This window comes from Granulicatella sp., from assembly GCF_057274575.1.
Map to the genome: position 1 here is coordinate 1 of NZ_DBHISP010000004.1, position 17,746 is coordinate 17,746.

The 17,746-nt window shown below is 38.4% G+C and carries 17 protein-coding genes and 1 riboswitch; of the genes, 1 reads left to right on the forward strand and 16 read right to left on the reverse strand.

What is annotated here, in order from left to right:
• Positions 1–329: 329 nt before the first annotated feature.
• The 12 genes from ACO5V7_RS03015 to ACO5V7_RS03070 all read right to left on the reverse strand — a co-directional run bounded on the left by ACO5V7_RS03015 (position 330) and on the right by ACO5V7_RS03070 (position 12,518).
• Entirely contained in the window at positions 330–1,889 is a 1,560-nt protein-coding gene (locus ACO5V7_RS03015) for a carbohydrate-binding domain-containing protein (RefSeq protein WP_485484991.1), read from the reverse strand.
• A 107-nt stretch (positions 1,890–1,996) separates the two neighbouring features.
• A complete protein-coding gene (locus tag ACO5V7_RS03020) occupies positions 1,997–2,458 on the reverse strand; it encodes a DUF1307 domain-containing protein (RefSeq protein WP_485484992.1) in 462 nt (153 codons plus the stop codon).
• 11 nt (positions 2,459–2,469) lie between these two features.
• Positions 2,470–3,393, reverse strand: a complete 924-nt coding sequence (locus ACO5V7_RS03025) for a hypothetical protein (protein ID WP_485484993.1) — start codon at positions 3,391–3,393, stop codon at positions 2,470–2,472.
• Positions 3,394–3,606: 213 nt separating this feature from the next.
• On the reverse strand, positions 3,607–4,968 hold the full coding sequence (locus ACO5V7_RS03030; protein ID WP_485484994.1) for a hypothetical protein: 1,362 nt from the start codon (positions 4,966–4,968) through the stop codon (positions 3,607–3,609).
• Between the two features lie 252 nt (positions 4,969–5,220).
• Entirely contained in the window at positions 5,221–5,538 is a 318-nt protein-coding gene (locus ACO5V7_RS03035; RefSeq protein WP_485484995.1) for an MGMT family protein, read from the reverse strand.
• Positions 5,519–6,757, reverse strand: a complete 1,239-nt coding sequence (locus ACO5V7_RS03040; RefSeq protein WP_485484996.1) for a sensor histidine kinase — start codon at positions 6,755–6,757, stop codon at positions 5,519–5,521. The genes ACO5V7_RS03035 and ACO5V7_RS03040 overlap by 20 nt, the downstream gene beginning before the upstream one ends.
• Before the next feature lie 41 nt (positions 6,758–6,798).
• Positions 6,799–7,482: a response regulator transcription factor gene (locus tag ACO5V7_RS03045; protein ID WP_485484997.1), complete on the reverse strand. Its 684-nt coding sequence runs from the start codon at positions 7,480–7,482 to the stop codon at positions 6,799–6,801.
• A gap of 45 nt (positions 7,483–7,527) precedes the next feature.
• Positions 7,528–7,968 (reverse strand): MarR family winged helix-turn-helix transcriptional regulator, encoded by a 441-nt coding sequence (locus tag ACO5V7_RS03050; protein WP_485484998.1) that lies wholly within the window; start codon positions 7,966–7,968, stop codon positions 7,528–7,530.
• Between the two features lie 377 nt (positions 7,969–8,345).
• On the reverse strand, positions 8,346–8,897 hold the full coding sequence (gene thiT, locus ACO5V7_RS03055; RefSeq protein WP_039848933.1) for an energy-coupled thiamine transporter ThiT: 552 nt from the start codon (positions 8,895–8,897) through the stop codon (positions 8,346–8,348).
• A 53-nt stretch (positions 8,898–8,950) separates the two neighbouring features.
• Positions 8,951–9,046, reverse strand: a riboswitch (TPP riboswitch).
• 157 nt (positions 9,047–9,203) lie between these two features.
• Positions 9,204–10,121: a 1-phosphofructokinase gene (pfkB, locus tag ACO5V7_RS03060; protein ID WP_455040622.1), complete on the reverse strand. Its 918-nt coding sequence runs from the start codon at positions 10,119–10,121 to the stop codon at positions 9,204–9,206.
• 15 nt (positions 10,122–10,136) lie between these two features.
• A complete protein-coding gene (locus tag ACO5V7_RS03065) occupies positions 10,137–10,895 on the reverse strand; it encodes a DeoR/GlpR family DNA-binding transcription regulator (protein WP_485484999.1) in 759 nt (252 codons plus the stop codon).
• A 327-nt stretch (positions 10,896–11,222) separates the two neighbouring features.
• On the reverse strand, positions 11,223–12,518 hold the full coding sequence (locus ACO5V7_RS03070; protein WP_039848935.1) for a uracil-xanthine permease family protein: 1,296 nt from the start codon (positions 12,516–12,518) through the stop codon (positions 11,223–11,225).
• A gap of 272 nt (positions 12,519–12,790) precedes the next feature.
• Between ACO5V7_RS03070 and cysK the strand changes: the two genes are divergently transcribed.
• The gene (gene cysK, locus ACO5V7_RS03075; RefSeq protein WP_485485000.1) at positions 12,791–13,717 is read left to right on the forward strand and encodes a cysteine synthase A; all 927 of its coding nucleotides are present in this window, start codon (positions 12,791–12,793) and stop codon (positions 13,715–13,717) included.
• Between the two features lie 335 nt (positions 13,718–14,052).
• On the opposite strand, the gene ACO5V7_RS03080 is transcribed toward cysK, so the two are convergent.
• The 4 genes from ACO5V7_RS03080 to ACO5V7_RS03095 form a co-directional block, all read right to left on the reverse strand.
• Entirely contained in the window at positions 14,053–14,991 is a 939-nt protein-coding gene (locus tag ACO5V7_RS03080; RefSeq protein WP_485485001.1) for a 2-keto-3-deoxygluconate permease, read from the reverse strand.
• A 46-nt stretch (positions 14,992–15,037) separates the two neighbouring features.
• Positions 15,038–15,787 (reverse strand): SDR family NAD(P)-dependent oxidoreductase, encoded by a 750-nt coding sequence (locus ACO5V7_RS03085; RefSeq protein WP_298648377.1) that lies wholly within the window; start codon positions 15,785–15,787, stop codon positions 15,038–15,040.
• A 146-nt stretch (positions 15,788–15,933) separates the two neighbouring features.
• A complete protein-coding gene (locus ACO5V7_RS03090; RefSeq protein WP_485485002.1) occupies positions 15,934–16,842 on the reverse strand; it encodes a hypothetical protein in 909 nt (302 codons plus the stop codon).
• 259 nt (positions 16,843–17,101) lie between these two features.
• Entirely contained in the window at positions 17,102–17,602 is a 501-nt protein-coding gene (locus tag ACO5V7_RS03095; protein WP_485485003.1) for a helix-turn-helix domain-containing protein, read from the reverse strand.
• Between the last annotated feature and the right edge of the window lie 144 nt (positions 17,603–17,746).

Consider the following 17,746-nt stretch of genomic DNA (forward strand, 5'->3'; position numbering starts at 1 on the left):
AAAGACGGCTAGTGAACGTCGCAGTTCTTTTTCACCCATCTGTCTTCCTCCTTTACGTAAGTATATTCTAAAAAAATCTTTAGTAGTTGTCAAAATCAGCCTTACCTCTTATGTTAGATAATATAACATGAAAAACGGGGTATTGTCTCAGTTAAGCTTTCACCAGCAGAGAGAATACCCCGGTTTTTTTGGTTTTGTGTGCTGTAGTTTTTGTTATTTTTTGAGAGCTGTTGTTCCGTTTTGGACTCCTGATTGTCGTCCATCGTTTGAACTGGCTCATCGAGTTCTTATTTTGGTGGACTCACCCCTTTCACGGTTCCTAGAAACGATTATCGGCCTTGTCTACCGCCCGGAACTCCTTGTCCTGGTTGTCCACCACCAGATCTACCATGTCCAGGTCCTCCGCCAACATTAGCTACTTGTTTTGAAGCTGTTGCTGTTGTTGTTTTTGATCCGACTTTAATCGTATAGTTTTCGCCCTCTTTAATCTCTGGGCTACTGATTAATACTGTTGAGAACGACTTAGAGGCTTTTAAGCTTGCGACAGTTTTACCTGAAGAATCAACTACTTCAACAGTCGCGCCAGCTGTCCCTTGAATACTTGCCATTAAGTACGCTTGATTAGAGTTACTACCGAATCCCATTGTCATTTGTCCATTGTCGACAAAGAGTACAGTACCACCGTTTAATATTCCATTATCATCGTAGTCAAGAGCTGCGTTTGCACCACTTGTTGGACCATTGACAACGATTGTTCCTCCGTTAATCTCAATTGATCCGTTAGCATCAAGACCATCCCCTTCAGCATCTACGGTTAAGGTTCCGCCGTCAATCACAATCTTCACATCGCCTGCTTGATCCAAGTTTTTCGCATTTGTGGCTTCAGATTTTACTTTCTTCGTTTGTTGACCTGGACCTTGCTCGTCAGAGGATTCTAACGTCCAGTCTTTCGCGTTTAATCCATCGTCAGAAGATTTTACGGTAATCGTGCCACCGACTTGATGAATCAATCGAGCCTCAAGACCTTCTTCACTCTTTTGAACGTCAATCGCCGCATCTTCATCAATCAGCAGTATATTCGAAGCGTTGATACCATCATCCCCAGCATTGATGGTAATATTCGTATTGACTAAGTAAATATTTCCTAGCAATACATCATCCTCGTTATCTGAGTGAATACCATCTTCATCGGCTGTTAAGTTTAACGTTGCACCTGATACATTAATGAAGTCATTCGCTGCAATTCCGTGTTTTTTGGCTGTTGTAGTGATGGTTGCATCCACAATGCGGATGCCGTCTTTTGATTTAATGGCATTACTTGCTGCACCGTTAACGGTTAATGATCCTTTACCGTTAATCGTCAAGTCGCTATCTGAGTAGACGGCTCCTTTGACCGTTGATGTTAATTCATCAGACACTTCATTTTTCGTTCCATCTGCTAGCGTTAAAATCACTTTTTTTGCCGTATCGACTAATAATGGGGCTTCTGTATTCTTTATTATTGTATTTTTGAAGATGATTTGTACTTCATCTTCCTTACCAGCTGCGACTTTCAATTGAACTTTCGAAGCCGTTCCTTCGACGATATACGTTCCAGCTTTTGTAATTTCTACCGTACTTCCATTCACTGTTACGCCATCTCCTGAAACAGTAGCTGTCGTTCCTTGAAGCGAAATCTTCGAAGCTTTACTTTCGTCGTAAGTCGCTGTTAAGTCGGACGCTTCAAAATAAGTTGAAGTCCCTGTTGTTTGTGCTGTTGAATTAGTAGATGTCTTTATTGTTTGAGCGTTTGGATTGGCCTGGCTTAATACACTTTGCGATTCGCAAGCTGCCAAACCTAAAGAGATAAATAATGTTGTTGTCAATAACCATTGTCTTTTCTTTTCCATCTCGTTTCCCTCGATTCTTTTTCTTGATGGTTTAAGTATACGAAGCAAACTTAAAATGAACTTAAAATAAAAATGACCCATGGATTATTTATCCATGAGTCATTTCATTATTTCTTTTGTTCTGTAAATCCTTGTTTCACAGCAACTTCTTTACTCTTAGAGAATGATACATGATCTCCGTCTTGTGTTAAGAAACCGTTACTAACTAGCCCCTCAAAGAATATATTGTTACTTTCTTTAAGTTTTGACAACTTATATTTCGTTAAGTCGATTTCAACTGATGAGATGAGTTTGCCATCTTTTTTTGTAATTGAAGTCACAACTCCATCAATCCTCTTAATCTCTTCAAAGAGTTTTTCGTTTTCCTTACGAGATTGAATATTTTTAGAAGGCTCATTCGTTTCGACCTTAATCTTTGTCACGGTATCATTCTTTTTATCATACGTATAAACCAAAGTTACGTTCGTTTCTCCTGATTTCATCGTTAAAGTCGCAGTTTCTTGTGAGGTACAACCCACTAATAGAAATAGGAAACTAATTCCTAAAATGATTTGAAAGAATTTTTTCATTGGTCCCTCGCTTATTGAGCTTTCTTTTGAAATAATTTTTGGTAGTAGAAGTAAGTTGTTGCAACAGCAGATGCTAATACAAAAACATAAAGGATAATTGCTAATTTTGATCCTGAACTCATTCCTTCTGCAAGAGCAGCAGCTTGTTTGCTTGCATTTGAAGAACCTGAGAATGCTTCAGAAATAAGCGTCATAATCGTTGAGTTTATATCTCCATTAAAATAATTCGTTAGTAAGCTTAAACCACTAATAAATCCATTTCCTAGAATGTGTGCTAAATATACAAATACAACCATTCCTAAAGATGCTACATTCACATTCGTCCATAAGTTCTTTCCTTCTTTGTTAGATACATAGAAGAAATAAGCAACAAATACTGTAGCAATTACTGTAAAGAAGAATGTTAAACCAAAGTATAGGTTTAAGTTTTTCACCTTGTTAACGATAGAAACAACATCCCCTAAAAGACTTGCGAAATTAAGCTTTGCGCCACCAAATACGAAGCTAAGTCCATTCAATGTTACAAGAGCTGCAAATAACGAAATAAGAGCTGAAAGTCCAAAGAAGATTTTCTCAAATAATGAATTTTTATTATAGCTTGCTACTGTATCCACTGCTTGACTCATCTTTTCTTTATTTTCTTCAGTGAATACTTTTTTGGCTGCTTCTTCCATTTTTTCTTTAGCAACACCCGCAACTTCTTTTGCTTTTTCAGTTGCTTCTCCTGCTTTTTCTTTTACGGTTTCTACAACTTCTTTAAAGTCTCCATCTGCTTCAGGATTCTTTGCCTCAGAAACTTCTTCTTTGGCTGTTTCTGCAACTTCCTTAACTTCTTCTGCAGTTTTTTCAGCAGCTTCTACTACTTCTTCTTTCACTTCTGTAGCTTTCTTTTCAACCGATTCTAATTCTACATTTTTATTTTCGTTTTGATCCATCAGAGCACCTCTTTTATACGTTCTTTTAACAAATTTTATCACAATCTTCTGTTTTCTTCCACTTTCAAAAAACGCTTGAAAAAGTGTAAAGTCTTTTTATAGAGACATCCTAAAAGGGATATTACACTACTATTTTGAAAAAAATGACCCATTCCAATGCAGAAAAAAGAAAAAGCTAGACAATTGTCTAACTTCTTCAAGTTTCGTTAATTTTTATTTTAAGATGGTCCCATCGGCTAATGTAATTGTATATCCATTCAAGTTAATGGTTCCTTTGTTCGTTAAAGATGTAATTTTGACGTTTCCTGTCAACGTCCATTTCGCCCCCTCTTCTACTGTGATTACTGCATTATTGTCCACGGCAGTCCCTCCTTCAGCATTTTTTACGATATTGATGATACCTGTAAAGTTTGTTCCTTTGCCCATTGTAAAGTTCAAAGTAGAAACAGTATCAACCTCAATAGCCCCTGTTAATGTTTGGTTTGTCGTTGTTAATTCAACCTGACCACCATTGGCACCGGCTGTACCCCAGCCACGTGTCGCATCATTTCCTAAGACGGCAAGTAATCTGCCAGATGTATCTTGATTTGTAATCGTTACGTCTTCTAAAGTGATAACGCTGTGAGTGTTCGTTACGTAGATTTGGTCTCCATTACGTCCTGTTAACGTGCCACCTTTCATTGTGAAAGTAGCCGTTCCACTTTCAGCGTCTCCTGACATTGATTGGTAAATCATCACATTGTGTACGTTGTTGTCTGAAGAGCTACCCTCAGTTGAACTCATATTTCCTGTTACATTTGTATTTTCTAATGTAATAGAGTTTTGACCTTCAATCACAAGTGCTTCTGAGTTTTCAGCGTTTAAAGTTGCATTTTTAACAGTGACATTTGCGGTAGAGTATACGGCTGGTGAGTTGTATCCTGTAGAAGTGTAAGTCCCTTTGTCTACGACTACCGTACCTCCACCACGGTCTGTACGAATCGCTGCTGATGAATTCCCTGCGGTATTCACCGTTAAGTTTGTCGCGTTCATCGCAGCGCCACCAGTAGTTTGGATACCACCTGAGTTATCTTTTGTTGTTGTGATGGTTGTATCTGATACATTGACGGTTGTTACTGATCCGTAACTAAACACTCCGTTCCCGTTTTGAGCCGTTGTATTTACTGTAGCGTTTTTAATCGTCACTGTTGCTCCATCGGTTGCTAAGAATCCTGCATTCATTCCGTAGAAGTCACCGTTTTCTGTGTTCGATGTCGCTCCGGCTGTTTTGTTTACCGTTACGCCGTCTAATGTGACTGTTGCTCCTGTTACACGAAGCGCATTTTCATCATCACCCGTAGATTCGTAAGTTTCTCCAGTTACTGTTGCATCTGTTGTTAAGTTTGTTGCTGCATCCCCTTGAGTCACTTGGTCACTTCCGCCAAACCCTTCTCCTCCAGGTTTAGCGGGAGGACTTTGCTGCGATTGTACTTGTGAAGTTTCAGCCGCTGTTTGTGCTTGTGTGTTTTGGCATGCAACTAAAGTTGTTGCAATAGTAATCGTGGATAATAGAACAATCATTCTGTTTCTTTTCATTTTGGTCCCCCTCGCTTCCTATCAACTATTTGTTGATGGTTTTATCATAACGAGCTTACTTAAAATGAACTTAAAACAAAAAAAGTTTTTCGAAAAAGTTTTTTCAAACTGAAAATTATCATATATGATAATTACCATATATGATAATTTCGTACGAAAAAAAGACGCTGGAATGATTTTCCAATATCTTTGATTTTTTATCTATCTTAAATCACTATAAAAATAAAAGCCCAATCTTTTCTTCAGATTGAGCTAATCCTCTTCAGGATTCCATTGATATTCTCTTAGCGATATATTTGTTGGGCTTTTAAAGAGGATTCCTTCTGTTTCTAATAACTCCTTTTGCTCCAGCCATCCAGGTACAAGTCTTCCACTCGCATTAACGACTCGGTGGCAAGGATAGTCCCCAAAGAGTTCCACCTGACTTAAAATTTTCCCAACGAGTCTTGCGTTTTTCGGTCGTCCTACAAGACTAGCAATTTGTCCATAGGTAGCCACTTTGCCTCTAGGAATTTCACCTACCACTTCTAAAACTTCGTAAACGAATCGTTTATCCATTTTCTTCACCATCAATGACAAAGCGAATCTGATGGTCGCTGATTAATTCGGCGCTCAAGCGGACTTGATTGGTTTCAGCAATCTTCTTTGCAATGGCAAGTCCAAGTCCACTTCCACCCGTGGCACGATTTCTTGAGCTGTCTACTCTGTAAAATCGATCAAATAATTGACTGACTTGTTCTTTTGTAATTGGCTCAGTATTGTTTTCAAACGAAATTTGGTGTTCTTTTGCATCAACAGTAATCGTCGAACTTCCTACTGTATACTTGATAGCATTGTCTAATAAAATTCGCACTAATTCTGTGATAGCTTCTTTATTTGTCGTCATCATGCTGGAATCATTTCCGGTAAATGTAACTTGAAGTCCTTTTTCATCTAATACCGGTTGAATCTCTTCAACGATATTTTTTGTAACACCCACTAAATCAACTTTTTCTTTAGTCGTGCTTGCTTCTCCTTCGTCGTATCTAGAAAGAAGTAGCATTTGCTCCACTAGGGCATTCAATCGTTTAATTTGTCTTCTATTGCTATCGACAAATTTTTCCTGAGTTCCCATCATCGCTAAAACGTCTGTATTGGCTGATAAGACTGCTAGTGGTGTTTTAATTTCATGACTCGCATTTGCAATAAATTGTTGTTGGCGTTCAACATTCTCAACAAATGGTCGAATTGCTTTCTTAGAAACAACACGGACAAGAATATAAACAATCATCAAACAGGCGATAAAAACTCCCCCGGTTACCATTAATAAGCGCCATACTTGTTGGACTTCACGGTTGGCATCTATAAAAACGACGATAAAAGATGATTCTTCACCCGAAATCTTGTAACGCAAACTTCCTTCCCATCCACTCAAGGATTTGGACTCTACCAATCGCAGAGCTGACTCTTTTAAACTTGATTCTTCTACAGAGATTAAATGCGATTGATCTACAGAAGTCACTTCATTATTTTCAACTTTAACAACCGCATAGCGCGTGGATAATTGGTCATCTTTTCTAAATTCATGACCAATTGGCTTCCCATGTGAAGGGTGTTCTTTTGGCCCCTCATTGGATGGAGCATCTGGGAACGTTCCATTATTTTCAACTAACATCGTTGCCACACGATCTACTTGTTCGATTGTTTGTCGGTAGTTTATCCCATTCACAATCACTAAGACTATATAGAGTACGATTGTAAAAGATAACATGGCACTCTTCACAAAACTTTTTTGTAGTTGTCGAAACATATGCTCCTCCTTTTCTTTTTTCTAACAATATACGGTGATACTTAGTTGGCTGCTGATTCAACCACTAATTTATAGCCCAGTCCGCGAGCAGATTTAATCGTTACATCGGCCTCGATTGTTGCTAATTTTTTTCGCAACGATGAGATATTCACCCAAACGACATTAATTTCGGCCTCTGAATCAAGTCCCCAAACTTTCTCCATAATTAAATCCGTAGAAAGCACTTGATTACTATTCATCATAAAATATTCCATCAATTGAAATTCTTTATTATTTAATAATACTTGCCCTTTAGAGGTCATCATCGTGAAGGTATCTCGGTTTAATTCAACATTCCCTAGTGTCATAACAGATGCCACAAATACATTCGGACGACGTAGTAAAGATTTCACGCGCGCTAACAACTCAGCACCTTCAAAAGGTTTCGTTAAATAATCATCCGCTCCTTCTTCAAGACCAGTCACTTTATCCTCTAATTGACTTTTTGCTGTCAACATCAGGACCGGTGTATGAATCCCGTTGGAACGTAATTCTCTGACCACTTCGATTCCATTCTTTTTAGGCATCATGACATCTAATAAAATTAAATCATATGGCGTAGACTCCGCATAAAAAAGCGCGTCTTCGCCATCATGGACCATTTCTACACTATATTTTTGCATTTCGAGCATCATCTTCAGAGCTTCCGCTAAATCAATTTCATCTTCAGCTACTAGAATTCTCATGGTTTCCCCTCCTATATAAGGATACGATTTCAATTTAAATTATACTTAAACTGAGGATTTACACGTATTTTCAAATGAAATTAGCAAATCACGCAATTGTTGTTTTTGCGTGCAATTCAATCCCCTTAATGTATGTTCCATCATTTCATGCTGAGCAGGAATTAATTGATCAAGCTGCTGTTTTCCTTTTTCTGTCAGTGAAATATGTTTTGTTTTCCAACTTTTCTCAATGGTAATTAATTCTAATTTTTGTAAATGGTGAATACAGTGGGTAATATTCCCCTGCGTTAAGTTCAAAGTGGAGGCAATTGTCTTTTGGTCCACTGTTCCTTGTCTAAAAATCACATGTAAAACTTCAAAATGTGTTGGATTCAATCCTAATTTTTTTAATGAAATTGAAAACGTCCGTAGATTCTCATTGTAAATTTTCATAATCATCATCCATATCTCATGAGAGACATTCATTTTTTCACATTCTGTTACCATACCAACACCTCTTTCTTCATTAACTTTACTATTGAAATGAGCTTCTGTCAAACACTCTCGCTCTTATGCCACCCTATAAAATGGTTAACCGAAACCAGGTTCTTTTACTAAAAAAGAGTAAGAATAACGAGTGCCTTCAAATTCTATAGTAGTCATTGTAGCGTTTGTAATCGATGTGAATTACTGACACTTGGAATTCATTCCTAGTGTCAGTTTGAAGCTCGTTAGACCTGAGACCTAGGCTCAGGTCAGTACAGCACTAATGACTACTATAGAGTTATTTGAAGGTACGAAGTGTCTTACTCTTTTTCTCTTTATTTTCCAACAAAAAGAGCCCTGGTTTCAGGTTAAACCAGGACTCGGAAAGCACAATTTCCCTATTTTGCTATCCATATTTTTTTTTGACGAATCAACAAGATGCATGCAACCATAACTACTAAAAATGTTCCAGCCCCTGCTGTCCCGTTAACAGATAATGAGTATACCCATGGACTTGTTCCTTCTGGAGCATATTGCCCCCAGAATAACACTCCAGCGATATAATGAACGAAGTAGCGCACACCTACTCCTAATAATGCTGCGATCCCTGACCATACAATTGCAGAAGAAAATTTATCATTTTTCAATGCTTTTTGGAAAGGTCCATATACTAAACCAGCAAGACCCATAACTGTAAATGCAATGATATATTCAATCAATACTTGTTCTACAGATAAGAATGATACTTTTCCTAGAGGGAAGTGAATCAATCCCCATAAAAGTCCAGCAGCCAAACCAGGTGTCAATCCTCTACGGAGTGAAAAAATAACAAGAATAATTGCTCCCCATGATGGTGAAAACCAACCTGCTAGTTTTGGTACAAATGATAGTACCATTGCGAGTGCAGCGATAATCGCAACCTCTACCCAAATTAAAACATTTCTCTTCATTAAAAAAAGAGCCTCCTTCGTTTTCTTGAAAACACAAAGAGACTCCAACTAATTTCGAAATCGAATACAATTCCTACGCACGCATTAACGTAACAGGTTCAAGGGTTTGTACATACATCTCAGCCATAGAGGCACCCCTTTGTATTTTCTATTTATTTAACTGTTTTAAATATACCCTCTACTTTCCTCTTTTGCAATCCTTAAGCTCAATTTTTGCAGATTTTTTCTGATGAACAAACAAAAAGCTCCTAAGGAAAATCCTTAGAAGCCTTATTTCGCTCAATTATTATGTTTTCTTCTTTAATCTCATAGTTTCGTAACTACAACTTGTGGTAATAGCTCTTCAATAAATGCTTTTTCAGCGATCCCAACAGAAAAGGCTGTCGCACTTCCAGTCGCAGCTCCTTGTCTCAAGCTTGCTGCATAATCGCCTGTTTCGATAAATTTTGCCATGAAACCAGAAAGCATTGAGTCCCCTGCGCCTACGGAGTTCACAAGTGTCCCTTTCGGAACATTCGATGTGTACACTTCTCCAGTTTCTGTGATGAGCATTGCGCCATCACCACCGCGAGAAATCAGTACATTTCTAGCCCCCATTTGCTGTAATTGTTTTGCATAATTTACAATTTGTTCTTCTGTCTCAATCGTTACCCCGAAAATCTCACCTAATTCATGATGATTTGGTTTAATGATAAACGGATGGTATGGAAGACATTTGGTCAGTAAATCCTTTGTTGTATCGAGGACTAGTTTGACCCCTTTTTCGTCACATAATTTAGCAATGGTCGTATAAGCCGAATGGTCCATTCCATTTCCTGCATTCCCTGCTAAAAATACAACATCTCCTTCTTGAAGTCTGTCTTCAAAATAGGTCACTAGACGTCCAAAATCGTCCTTAGTTACAACCGGTCCATTTGCATTAATTTCCGTTTCTTCATTACTCTTCAACTTTAGATTAATTCGAGTGACTCCATCGATTTGAATAAAGTCTGTCCCGATACCTTCGGATTGGAGAGCTTCTTTGATGAAGTTTCCTGAAAAACCTGCTAAAAACCCAGTGGCTGTATTGTCAAATCCTAATCGTTTTAGGATTACCGACATATTAATTCCTTTACCGCCTGCAACGTAATTTTCTTCTATAGATCGGTTCAAAGTCCCTAGTTCACAGTTAGGAACTTTTACAACAAGGTCAATTGCTGGATTAAACGTAATCGTGTAAATCATGCTATCTCTCCTCTTTTACTCGTCCATTTCAACAAGACGAATGCTCCCAGCCATACGGTAACGTAAGTCCGCTTGCTCTTTCGTCGTGTTTGTTACCATGGTTACTTGATGAAAATCAGCAACCTTACATAAACTTACTTTAGCAAATTTACTAGAATCCGCCAAAACATAAGCATGATTACTCTTACTAATGGCAATTTTTTTAATTTGAGCTTCTTCCTCATCCGGCGTTGTATACCCATAACTGAGATCGACTCCATTCATCCCGAGGAACGCTTTTTTAAAGAAATATTCTCGGAGTTGGTTTTGAGCAAGAGTTCCAATAACTGCACTCGTTTCTACCTTTACTTGACCGCCTAATAACACCGTTTTGATTCCATAGTCTGCAAGAAGATGGGCCTGCTGTACCCCATTTGTAATCACCGTGACATCTTTTCCTTCTAAATGCGGAATCATTCTTAAAGTCGTTGTCCCTGCATCCATATAAATCGTTTCACCCTTCGTTACTAAAGAGGCTGCATAGCGACCAATACATTCTTTTTCTCTTCGATTTGAACGTTCTTTTTCTTTGGTGGTCGGTTCAAACTCTTTCGAATACACTCTTTTAGCACCACCATGGATACGAATCAGGGTTCCTTCTTCTTCTAATAAAGAAAGATCGCGTCGAATAGTGGATTCAGAAGCCTGGAGAGCCTCCATTAAATCCTTTAGGTGAACTGTATCTTCCTTGTCTAATAAATCTAAAATAATTCTTCTTCTCTTTTCAGTAAGCATGCAGTTCCTCCTAAATGTATCAATCTGCTAATTTTCTTGACCGATTCGGTTTAAAACGGTCAAAAACAGTCATTTTTATATATTTTTGTAAATAATTTTAACTACATTACTTATATAATATAAGAGTATATATCCATTGGCGCAAGTAATTTAAGATTCTTTTATCAAGAAAATTACCCTAAAAAATTTACTTCCATTGTGATTAATCAGATTTATTATTAATTTTTTTATATAAATGCTGTATTTTTGAACTAAACCGTCAAAAAAGCACTGAAGACATCACGAATTCATGTCTTCAGTGCTTTTCTTTATAGTTTTTAATGATTATTATTCGTTATCTTCTACTTTTTCGTGAGGTAAAATGAGATTGAGCAGTATTCCTGCAATGGCACAAAGAGCTGTACCTGATAACGTTACTGGTCCTAATTGTAATACCGCAGAACCCAATCCTAGTACTAACATGGAACTTGCAATAATTAAGTTACGTACTTGACGGAAGTCTACTTGTTTTTCAATTAACACTTTCAACCCATTGGAAGCAATAACCCCATAAAGGAGAATCGCCATTCCTCCAAGTACCGCATTTGGAATCGTACGAACTAAAGCCGTGAATTTACCAAAGAAACTGAGGAGAATTGCAATAATCGCTGCATTACGAATGACGGATACAGAAGCAATACGTGTTAGTCCCACAACCCCAGTATTTTCACCATAAGTCGTATTCGCTGGACCTCCTAGAAAGGCAGATACAGCCGTTGCTACGCCATCTCCGATTAAGGTACGGTGTAAACCTGGATCACTCAAGAATTGCTTCCCGCAAATTTGACTGAGTACGGTATGGTCTCCAATGTGTTCTGCAATCGTCACAACAGCTACTGGTAGAAGCGCCCATGTTTCCGGACCGAAGTATAAATGATACTGATTGAAAAGCCCATTTGTATCGAACGGCAAGTATAACTCTGGCAAAGCAATCCATTGAGCTTCTATTACTTTTGTGAAATCTACTAGACCAAAGCAGATGGCTACGATATATCCACCGATAATCCCAAATAAGAATGGGATTATTTTCAAGAAACCTTTTGCTTTCGTATTAATAAATGCTGTAATAAGGAAGGTCACCACCGCCACGAACATTGGTTTCCAGTCTCCATCCACAACAAAGCCCGCATTTTTAACCGCACTGTTTGCAAGACCTAGACCAATTACGATAATCATCGGTCCAATGACAATCGGTGGTAATAATCGGTTAATCCATCCCGTTCCTAATAACTTCACGAAAATTGCCACTACCACATACAATAGTCCGACTAACACTACCCCTGTCTGAGCTGCATCGGGACTTCCGCCCATTTGCGCCATTGCAAACTGCATGGCCGTAATAAAAGCAAAAGAGGATCCCAAGTAAACAGGTACTTTAAATTGCGTCGCTACCATATAGATTAGTGTTCCTAATCCTGACGCAAATAAAGCAACCGATACTGGCATCCCCAATATTAACGGCACTAAAACAGTGGCTCCAAACATCGCAAACACGTGCTGCAAACTCAAGAACAGTCCAGGCACGAGCTCCGGTTTTTGATCCACATCCAACAACAGATCGACTTTTGAAGTTTGTAACTCCATTTTCCCCTCTTTTCCGGGCGTTTTTGTGCACACAAAAAGCCCTATGTTATTAAGCGTAGGGCTAGTCTAATAAACTTGTTCTTAGCCTTTCTCACCTCTCTGGATGAGTTTAAAAGCCCTTGCTAGAGGGTAGTGTATCATAACTAAAGTGAATTTTCTATACTTTTTTTGTTTTTTTATAAAAAACTATTGTGCACCTACTCATTCCCAGTTACAATTAAAACCAAGCAACCCTTAAAGTTGCCCAGTCTAACTTTATGGAGGAATCATTTATGGTCAAATCAGTAGAAACTATCACAGAATTAATCGGGAACACTCCCCTTGTGAAACTAAACCGTTTAGTTTCAGACGATTCTGCAGATGTATATGTAAAAGTCGAGTCGTTTAACGCCGGTGGATCTGTCAAAGATCGTATCGCTTTAAACATCATCGAAACAGCTGAGAAAGATGGCTCGCTAAAACCTGGCGACACAATCATCGAAGCAACAAGTGGAAATACAGGTGTAGGACTTTCACTAGTCGGCGCTGCAAAAGGATACAAGGTAATTACAATTATGCCTGAATCCATGTCTATCGAACGCCGTCAATTAATGAAAGCATACGGTACAGAAGTCTTATTAACGCCTGCTGCGGATGGATTCGGCGCTGCCGTTGCGAAAGCTGAAGAACTCGCTACACAACCTGGCTACTTCTGGGCACGTCAATTCGACAACGAAGCAAACCCAGCTATCCACTATCAAACAACTGGGCAAGAAATTATTAAAGCCTTCGATGGCAAAACACCCGATGCTTATATCAGCGGTATCGGTACTGGCGGTACGATTACAGGTGTAGGCCGTGCCTTGAAAGAAGTCAATAAAAACGTTGAAATTATCGGAGTTGAACCTGAAGAAGCGCCATTCATTTCTAAAGGACAAAAAGGAAAACACCGCATCCAAGGAATTTCTGCCGGTTTTGAACCGAGCATTATTGACCGTGGTGTGATCGACGGCTTTGAACTTGTAACAAGTGACAACGCTATCGAAACAGCGAAAAACTTAGCCGCTAAGGAAGGTATCCTTGCTGGTATTTCTTCTGGAGCCGCTGTAACTGCCGCTTTACGTGTGGCAAAACGCTTAGGAAAAGGCAAATCTGTTGTGGTTCTATTACCAGATACAGGTGAACGTTACCTTTCAACTGGTATTTTCGGTGAAGCGTAATTCATTGTAAAAAATAATAAGAGAAGAGTCTCAGATACTTTATTGCAAGCTTTTGAAGTTCTTCATAGTGATGGCAGTAGCCACTACTGCTCTCACTATAGAATTCAAAAGATTTCCATTCAGTATTTGAGATTCTTTTTTTGTACAAAAATTCATCTAAAAGGCGTTCAGAATCTAGATGTATCATGTATGATACATCTAGCTCTTTTTGTATCAATTTTGATACAACTCAACTTTTAATGTAACATTTTTGTTACGTAACATTATTGTTACACTCAAGGGAAAACAAAAACCACCTCGGAAAAATCCGAGGTGGTTTCACTTTTTAAATACGATTAAGCTTCTCGTGTTTCAGCTTCTTTTTTGTTTCCGAATTTCTTAGCAATATAGGCTGTTAAGATTGGAGTTAAAATCGCTGTTACGATTACTGAAGCTGTAATTTGAGTCGTTGCAGTTGCTTCGATTCCTTTGAACGTTGCATCTACTGCTGAAAGTGCAGCTGGCGTAGCAATAGCGCTGGCTGCCGTACTTGAAATGGCAGCACCAGCAACCCCGTTCCCACCTGTTAAGCGGTCTGCTGCGATGGAGGCAATACCACCAACGAGTGTAGTAATCACCCCTAGCAAAATACCAGGTAGACCCCCTTCAAGGATTTGACCAAAGCTCATGTTTGCCCCTAAACAGAAACCAACGACGATAATGATAGCTGTAATCCCGTTTGAGAGTACTTTTTTCATGTAAGGGAAGGCATTTCCTAACGCAATCCCTAACACAAGTGGTAATACCGTTCCCACTAAGTTCCAAATCGAGATGTTTGCAAGGCCGGCACTACTTAATACGGCCATTGTTACCATTGGTCCAACGCTTAATGTTGTAATTCCAACGGCCCCAGCATCGATTTCGTCCCCGTATACATCTACAATCCCCGCATACATGGCATTATTAGCTACAGAGATGGCACCGATAACGGCAACAGCGCTAAGTCCAAGGAAGTTGTCATTAAATACTTTCGCAACCAATAACCCCAAGACTACAGATACGGCAATTTTCGCTAAAATAATTGCTGCCCCACGTCCAACAGCTTTTGGTGTGTTTTTAAGAGAAATGGTCCCCCCGATAATGAAGAGGAATGCCCCAACAAGTGGTCCAGCACCTTTCACGATTGGAGTGGTAAATCCACCAATTTGTAATATTTGAGGGAAAAATGTATTAATCACACATCCAATAAACATTGGAATAATGATTGTATCCCCAGGAATTTTAATCTTTTTCATACTGTTCACAATCCTTCTATGAGTTGGAATAAGGCTCTAGCTAAAATCAACCATCTAATGTGATACCGCCATCGCAGTCACCGATTTCCCCTGTAACGAAGCTTGCAAGGTCGCTTGCAAAGAAGAGAATCATTTGCGCGATTTCAGTAGGTTCTGCACGACGTCCAAGAGGAATCATACTGATCACTTTTTGGCTCTTTTCTTTATCTTCTGATAATACTGTTGTCATATCTGTACGAGTGAATGAAGGACATACAGCGTTACATGCAATATTGTATTTACCGCCTTCTTTAGCAACGGCTTTTGTTAGCCCATTTAAACCAGCTTTAGAAGAAGCATAAGCAGCAGTCCCTAAAAGTCCACCACCCAGTTTCGCAGCAACGGAAGATACATTTACGATACGTCCACCTTTGTTTTCGATAAAGTGTGGGAAAATGGTGCTGATTGTTGAGAAGCATCCTGAAAGATTGATGCGGATTGTTCTTTCCCATTCTTCGTATGTTAATTGGTCGAATGGTTTAGCACTAATCACCCCTGCACAGTTCACTAAGATATCGACTTTGCGTTCTGCTAAAATCTCGTTCATGCTTTTTACGATAGATTCATGATTTCCTAAATCCATGTATTTGAAGCTTGTGTGTTCTGGTCCAAATTCTTCAACGGTTTTGTTTGCTGCAGCTTCATTAATATCTGCAATCACAACATAACCACCGCCGTCAACGATACCACGAACGATTTCTTTACCAATACCATTTGCACCACCAGTGACAATGGCAACTTTACCTGTGAAATCCATAAAATCACGTCCTTTGATTTGATATGTTCATTCTATCACTAAACAATGAACATTCGACTCTTTTTATGGTTATCATTTGTTAACTTTTCAACTTTTATATGATGGAGAAACCCCAGTCTATCTATTCCTATAGACCGGGGTTATTCTTACAATTGATTTGAAATTTTTACATGACGTTCGTTCTTCAAATAATCCCCTAAAGCTTTTACTTCAGAAAGTTTTTCTTTGAACGAAAGCTTCTCTTGCTTCTTATCCTTATAGAAAAGTTCTAAGGAATAATAAGACACTCCTTTTTGAACAGTCTTATAGATGAAGGCATGTTTTACTTTGGACAATTGGATGACTACAAAGTTATTCCCATAATGAATCAGAATATTATTTTTGACGAGAACCTTTATGGAAGGATCATGATAATCTGCACGCTCCATTAAATATTTCATTTCGTGAGCATATTCTGGGAAAAGCTCATCAAAACTACGGTAATTCTTTTTCAATTTTCTAATACGAAGAATTTGAATGAATAAACATATTAGCAAAATGATTACTGCCAAGAGAATCATAAAACTATCCCCGATTCGAGCTCCATTATCCGTCAAGCTTAATATATGGACTTCATCAAAGACAGGTCTTGGCGCTTCCTTATAAAAAAGGCTGATAAAGAAATTCGCATAAAATTTTGCTTTCATTTCTGGAGTAATATGAACAGTTTTTTTCCCTTTACTCCCTTTTGTAATCTCTGGTGTCACGCGAACACTTAGATAAAAATTAGATTGTTCCAAAGCATTTTGCTGATTAGCTAGTGATTCTTTAAAATCAAGAATGGTCTGTATTTCTTCTGATTTTACTTCTAATATACTGACTCCATAATCGTGTTTTACAAAATAAAACTTACGCTCTCCAATCGTGATTGGTTTTGGATCAATATCCAGTACCTTGATGGCCACTGAAGTAGAGGTATCTTTCATCTCATAAATGGCGTCCGATTGGTAGAGGGTTTCTGCACTTTGATACGACCTCATCCCCATGAGAAATAAAAAAAAGCTAACAAAAGCCATGAATAAAATAAATATCCATAATCCCCACGTTCTTCTTAAATATCCTTTATGCACTACTATTTCCACTTCCTTATGCTTGTTCCTATACAGACTGAATGATGAGTATTTCTATGGATAGGAAACAAATGATTCAAAAATAAACTGTCCAGCCCATTATAAATCAAAAGAAGTAAAAAAACATCTGATAATGTACTCTATCGCTGGAACGCGAAGGCTGCCCTCCAAGATATTTTCCCGAGATGGCAGCCTTCAAATCGTTCTATTCAGTTGTAGCGTTGTTTTGATTGGAATCTTCTTCATTCCCAATCACTTTATCTAAGTACTGTTTTTTTATCGTTAAAACTTGACGAATGGCAAGTGCAGAAGCGATTAAAAGAATGAAGGTTAACCAAATCCATGTAGTAAATTCAGCAGGGAAGCTGGCCCCAGCAAAAACAAGATAGATTGCCAACGCGACTACAAAAATATGAATGACCTGCCAGCAACCAAAAGACTTCACTTCTTTATAATACCTGTCTTTTTCATCTTCAGTCAGTTCGTTTTTTTGACTTTTGGTCGTATTTTCTTCTAAGAGCAAGTAATCTGTCGTTACTTGAAAGATAGTACTTAACTCAATAATCTTCTCGATTTCTGGAAGAGCTTGACCGGATTCCCATTTAGAAATGCTTTGACGAGAAACTTTAATTTGTTCCGCTAGCGTTTCTTGTGACCATCCTTTTTTTTTTCTAAGATGATATATTTTTTCAGCGAGTTTCATCATTTCATCCTCCTTTATTCTATTCTAATCCTAACAATTTTATCTCAACTTGAAAATACAGCCTCCTAACCTTTTTGTCAACTAATGGTTGCACCTTCAGTTGCACTTTAAAACAGCAGAAAAATCAAGCATTCATACAGCCAGATA

Bases quoted from the DNA above. Each gene is read 5' to 3' on its own strand.
- ACO5V7_RS03065 (WP_485484999.1), bottom strand. From the start codon at position 10,895: ATGCTTACTGAAAAGAGAAGAAGAATTATTTTAGATTTATTAGACAAG.
- ACO5V7_RS03090 (WP_485485002.1), bottom strand. From the start codon at position 16,842: ATGGCTTTTGTTAGCTTTTTTTTATTTCTCATGGGGATGAGGTCGTAT.
- ACO5V7_RS03045 (WP_485484997.1), bottom strand. From the start codon at position 7,482: ATGAGAATTCTAGTAGCTGAAGATGAAATTGATTTAGCGGAAGCTCTG.
- ACO5V7_RS03095 (WP_485485003.1), bottom strand. From the start codon at position 17,602: ATGATGAAACTCGCTGAAAAAATATATCATCTTAGAAAAAAAAAAGGA.
- ACO5V7_RS03070 (WP_039848935.1), bottom strand. From the start codon at position 12,518: ATGGAGTTACAAACTTCAAAAGTCGATCTGTTGTTGGATGTGGATCAA.
- cysK (WP_485485000.1), top strand. From the start codon at position 12,791: ATGGTCAAATCAGTAGAAACTATCACAGAATTAATCGGGAACACTCCC.
- pfkB (WP_455040622.1), bottom strand. From the start codon at position 10,121: ATGATTTACACGATTACGTTTAATCCAGCAATTGACCTTGTTGTAAAA.
- ACO5V7_RS03020 (WP_485484992.1), bottom strand. From the start codon at position 2,458: ATGAAAAAATTCTTTCAAATCATTTTAGGAATTAGTTTCCTATTTCTA.
- ACO5V7_RS03080 (WP_485485001.1), bottom strand. From the start codon at position 14,991: ATGAAAAAGATTAAAATTCCTGGGGATACAATCATTATTCCAATGTTT.
- ACO5V7_RS03035 (WP_485484995.1), bottom strand. From the start codon at position 5,538: ATGGTGAAGAAAATGGATAAACGATTCGTTTACGAAGTTTTAGAAGTG.
- ACO5V7_RS03025 (WP_485484993.1), bottom strand. From the start codon at position 3,393: ATGGATCAAAACGAAAATAAAAATGTAGAATTAGAATCGGTTGAAAAG.
- ACO5V7_RS03040 (WP_485484996.1), bottom strand. From the start codon at position 6,757: ATGTTTCGACAACTACAAAAAAGTTTTGTGAAGAGTGCCATGTTATCT.
- thiT (WP_039848933.1), bottom strand. From the start codon at position 8,897: ATGAAGAGAAATGTTTTAATTTGGGTAGAGGTTGCGATTATCGCTGCA.
- ACO5V7_RS03085 (WP_298648377.1), bottom strand. From the start codon at position 15,787: ATGGATTTCACAGGTAAAGTTGCCATTGTCACTGGTGGTGCAAATGGT.
- ACO5V7_RS03050 (WP_485484998.1), bottom strand. From the start codon at position 7,968: ATGGTAACAGAATGTGAAAAAATGAATGTCTCTCATGAGATATGGATG.
- ACO5V7_RS03030 (WP_485484994.1), bottom strand. From the start codon at position 4,968: ATGAAAAGAAACAGAATGATTGTTCTATTATCCACGATTACTATTGCA.
- ACO5V7_RS03015 (WP_485484991.1), bottom strand. From the start codon at position 1,889: ATGGAAAAGAAAAGACAATGGTTATTGACAACAACATTATTTATCTCT.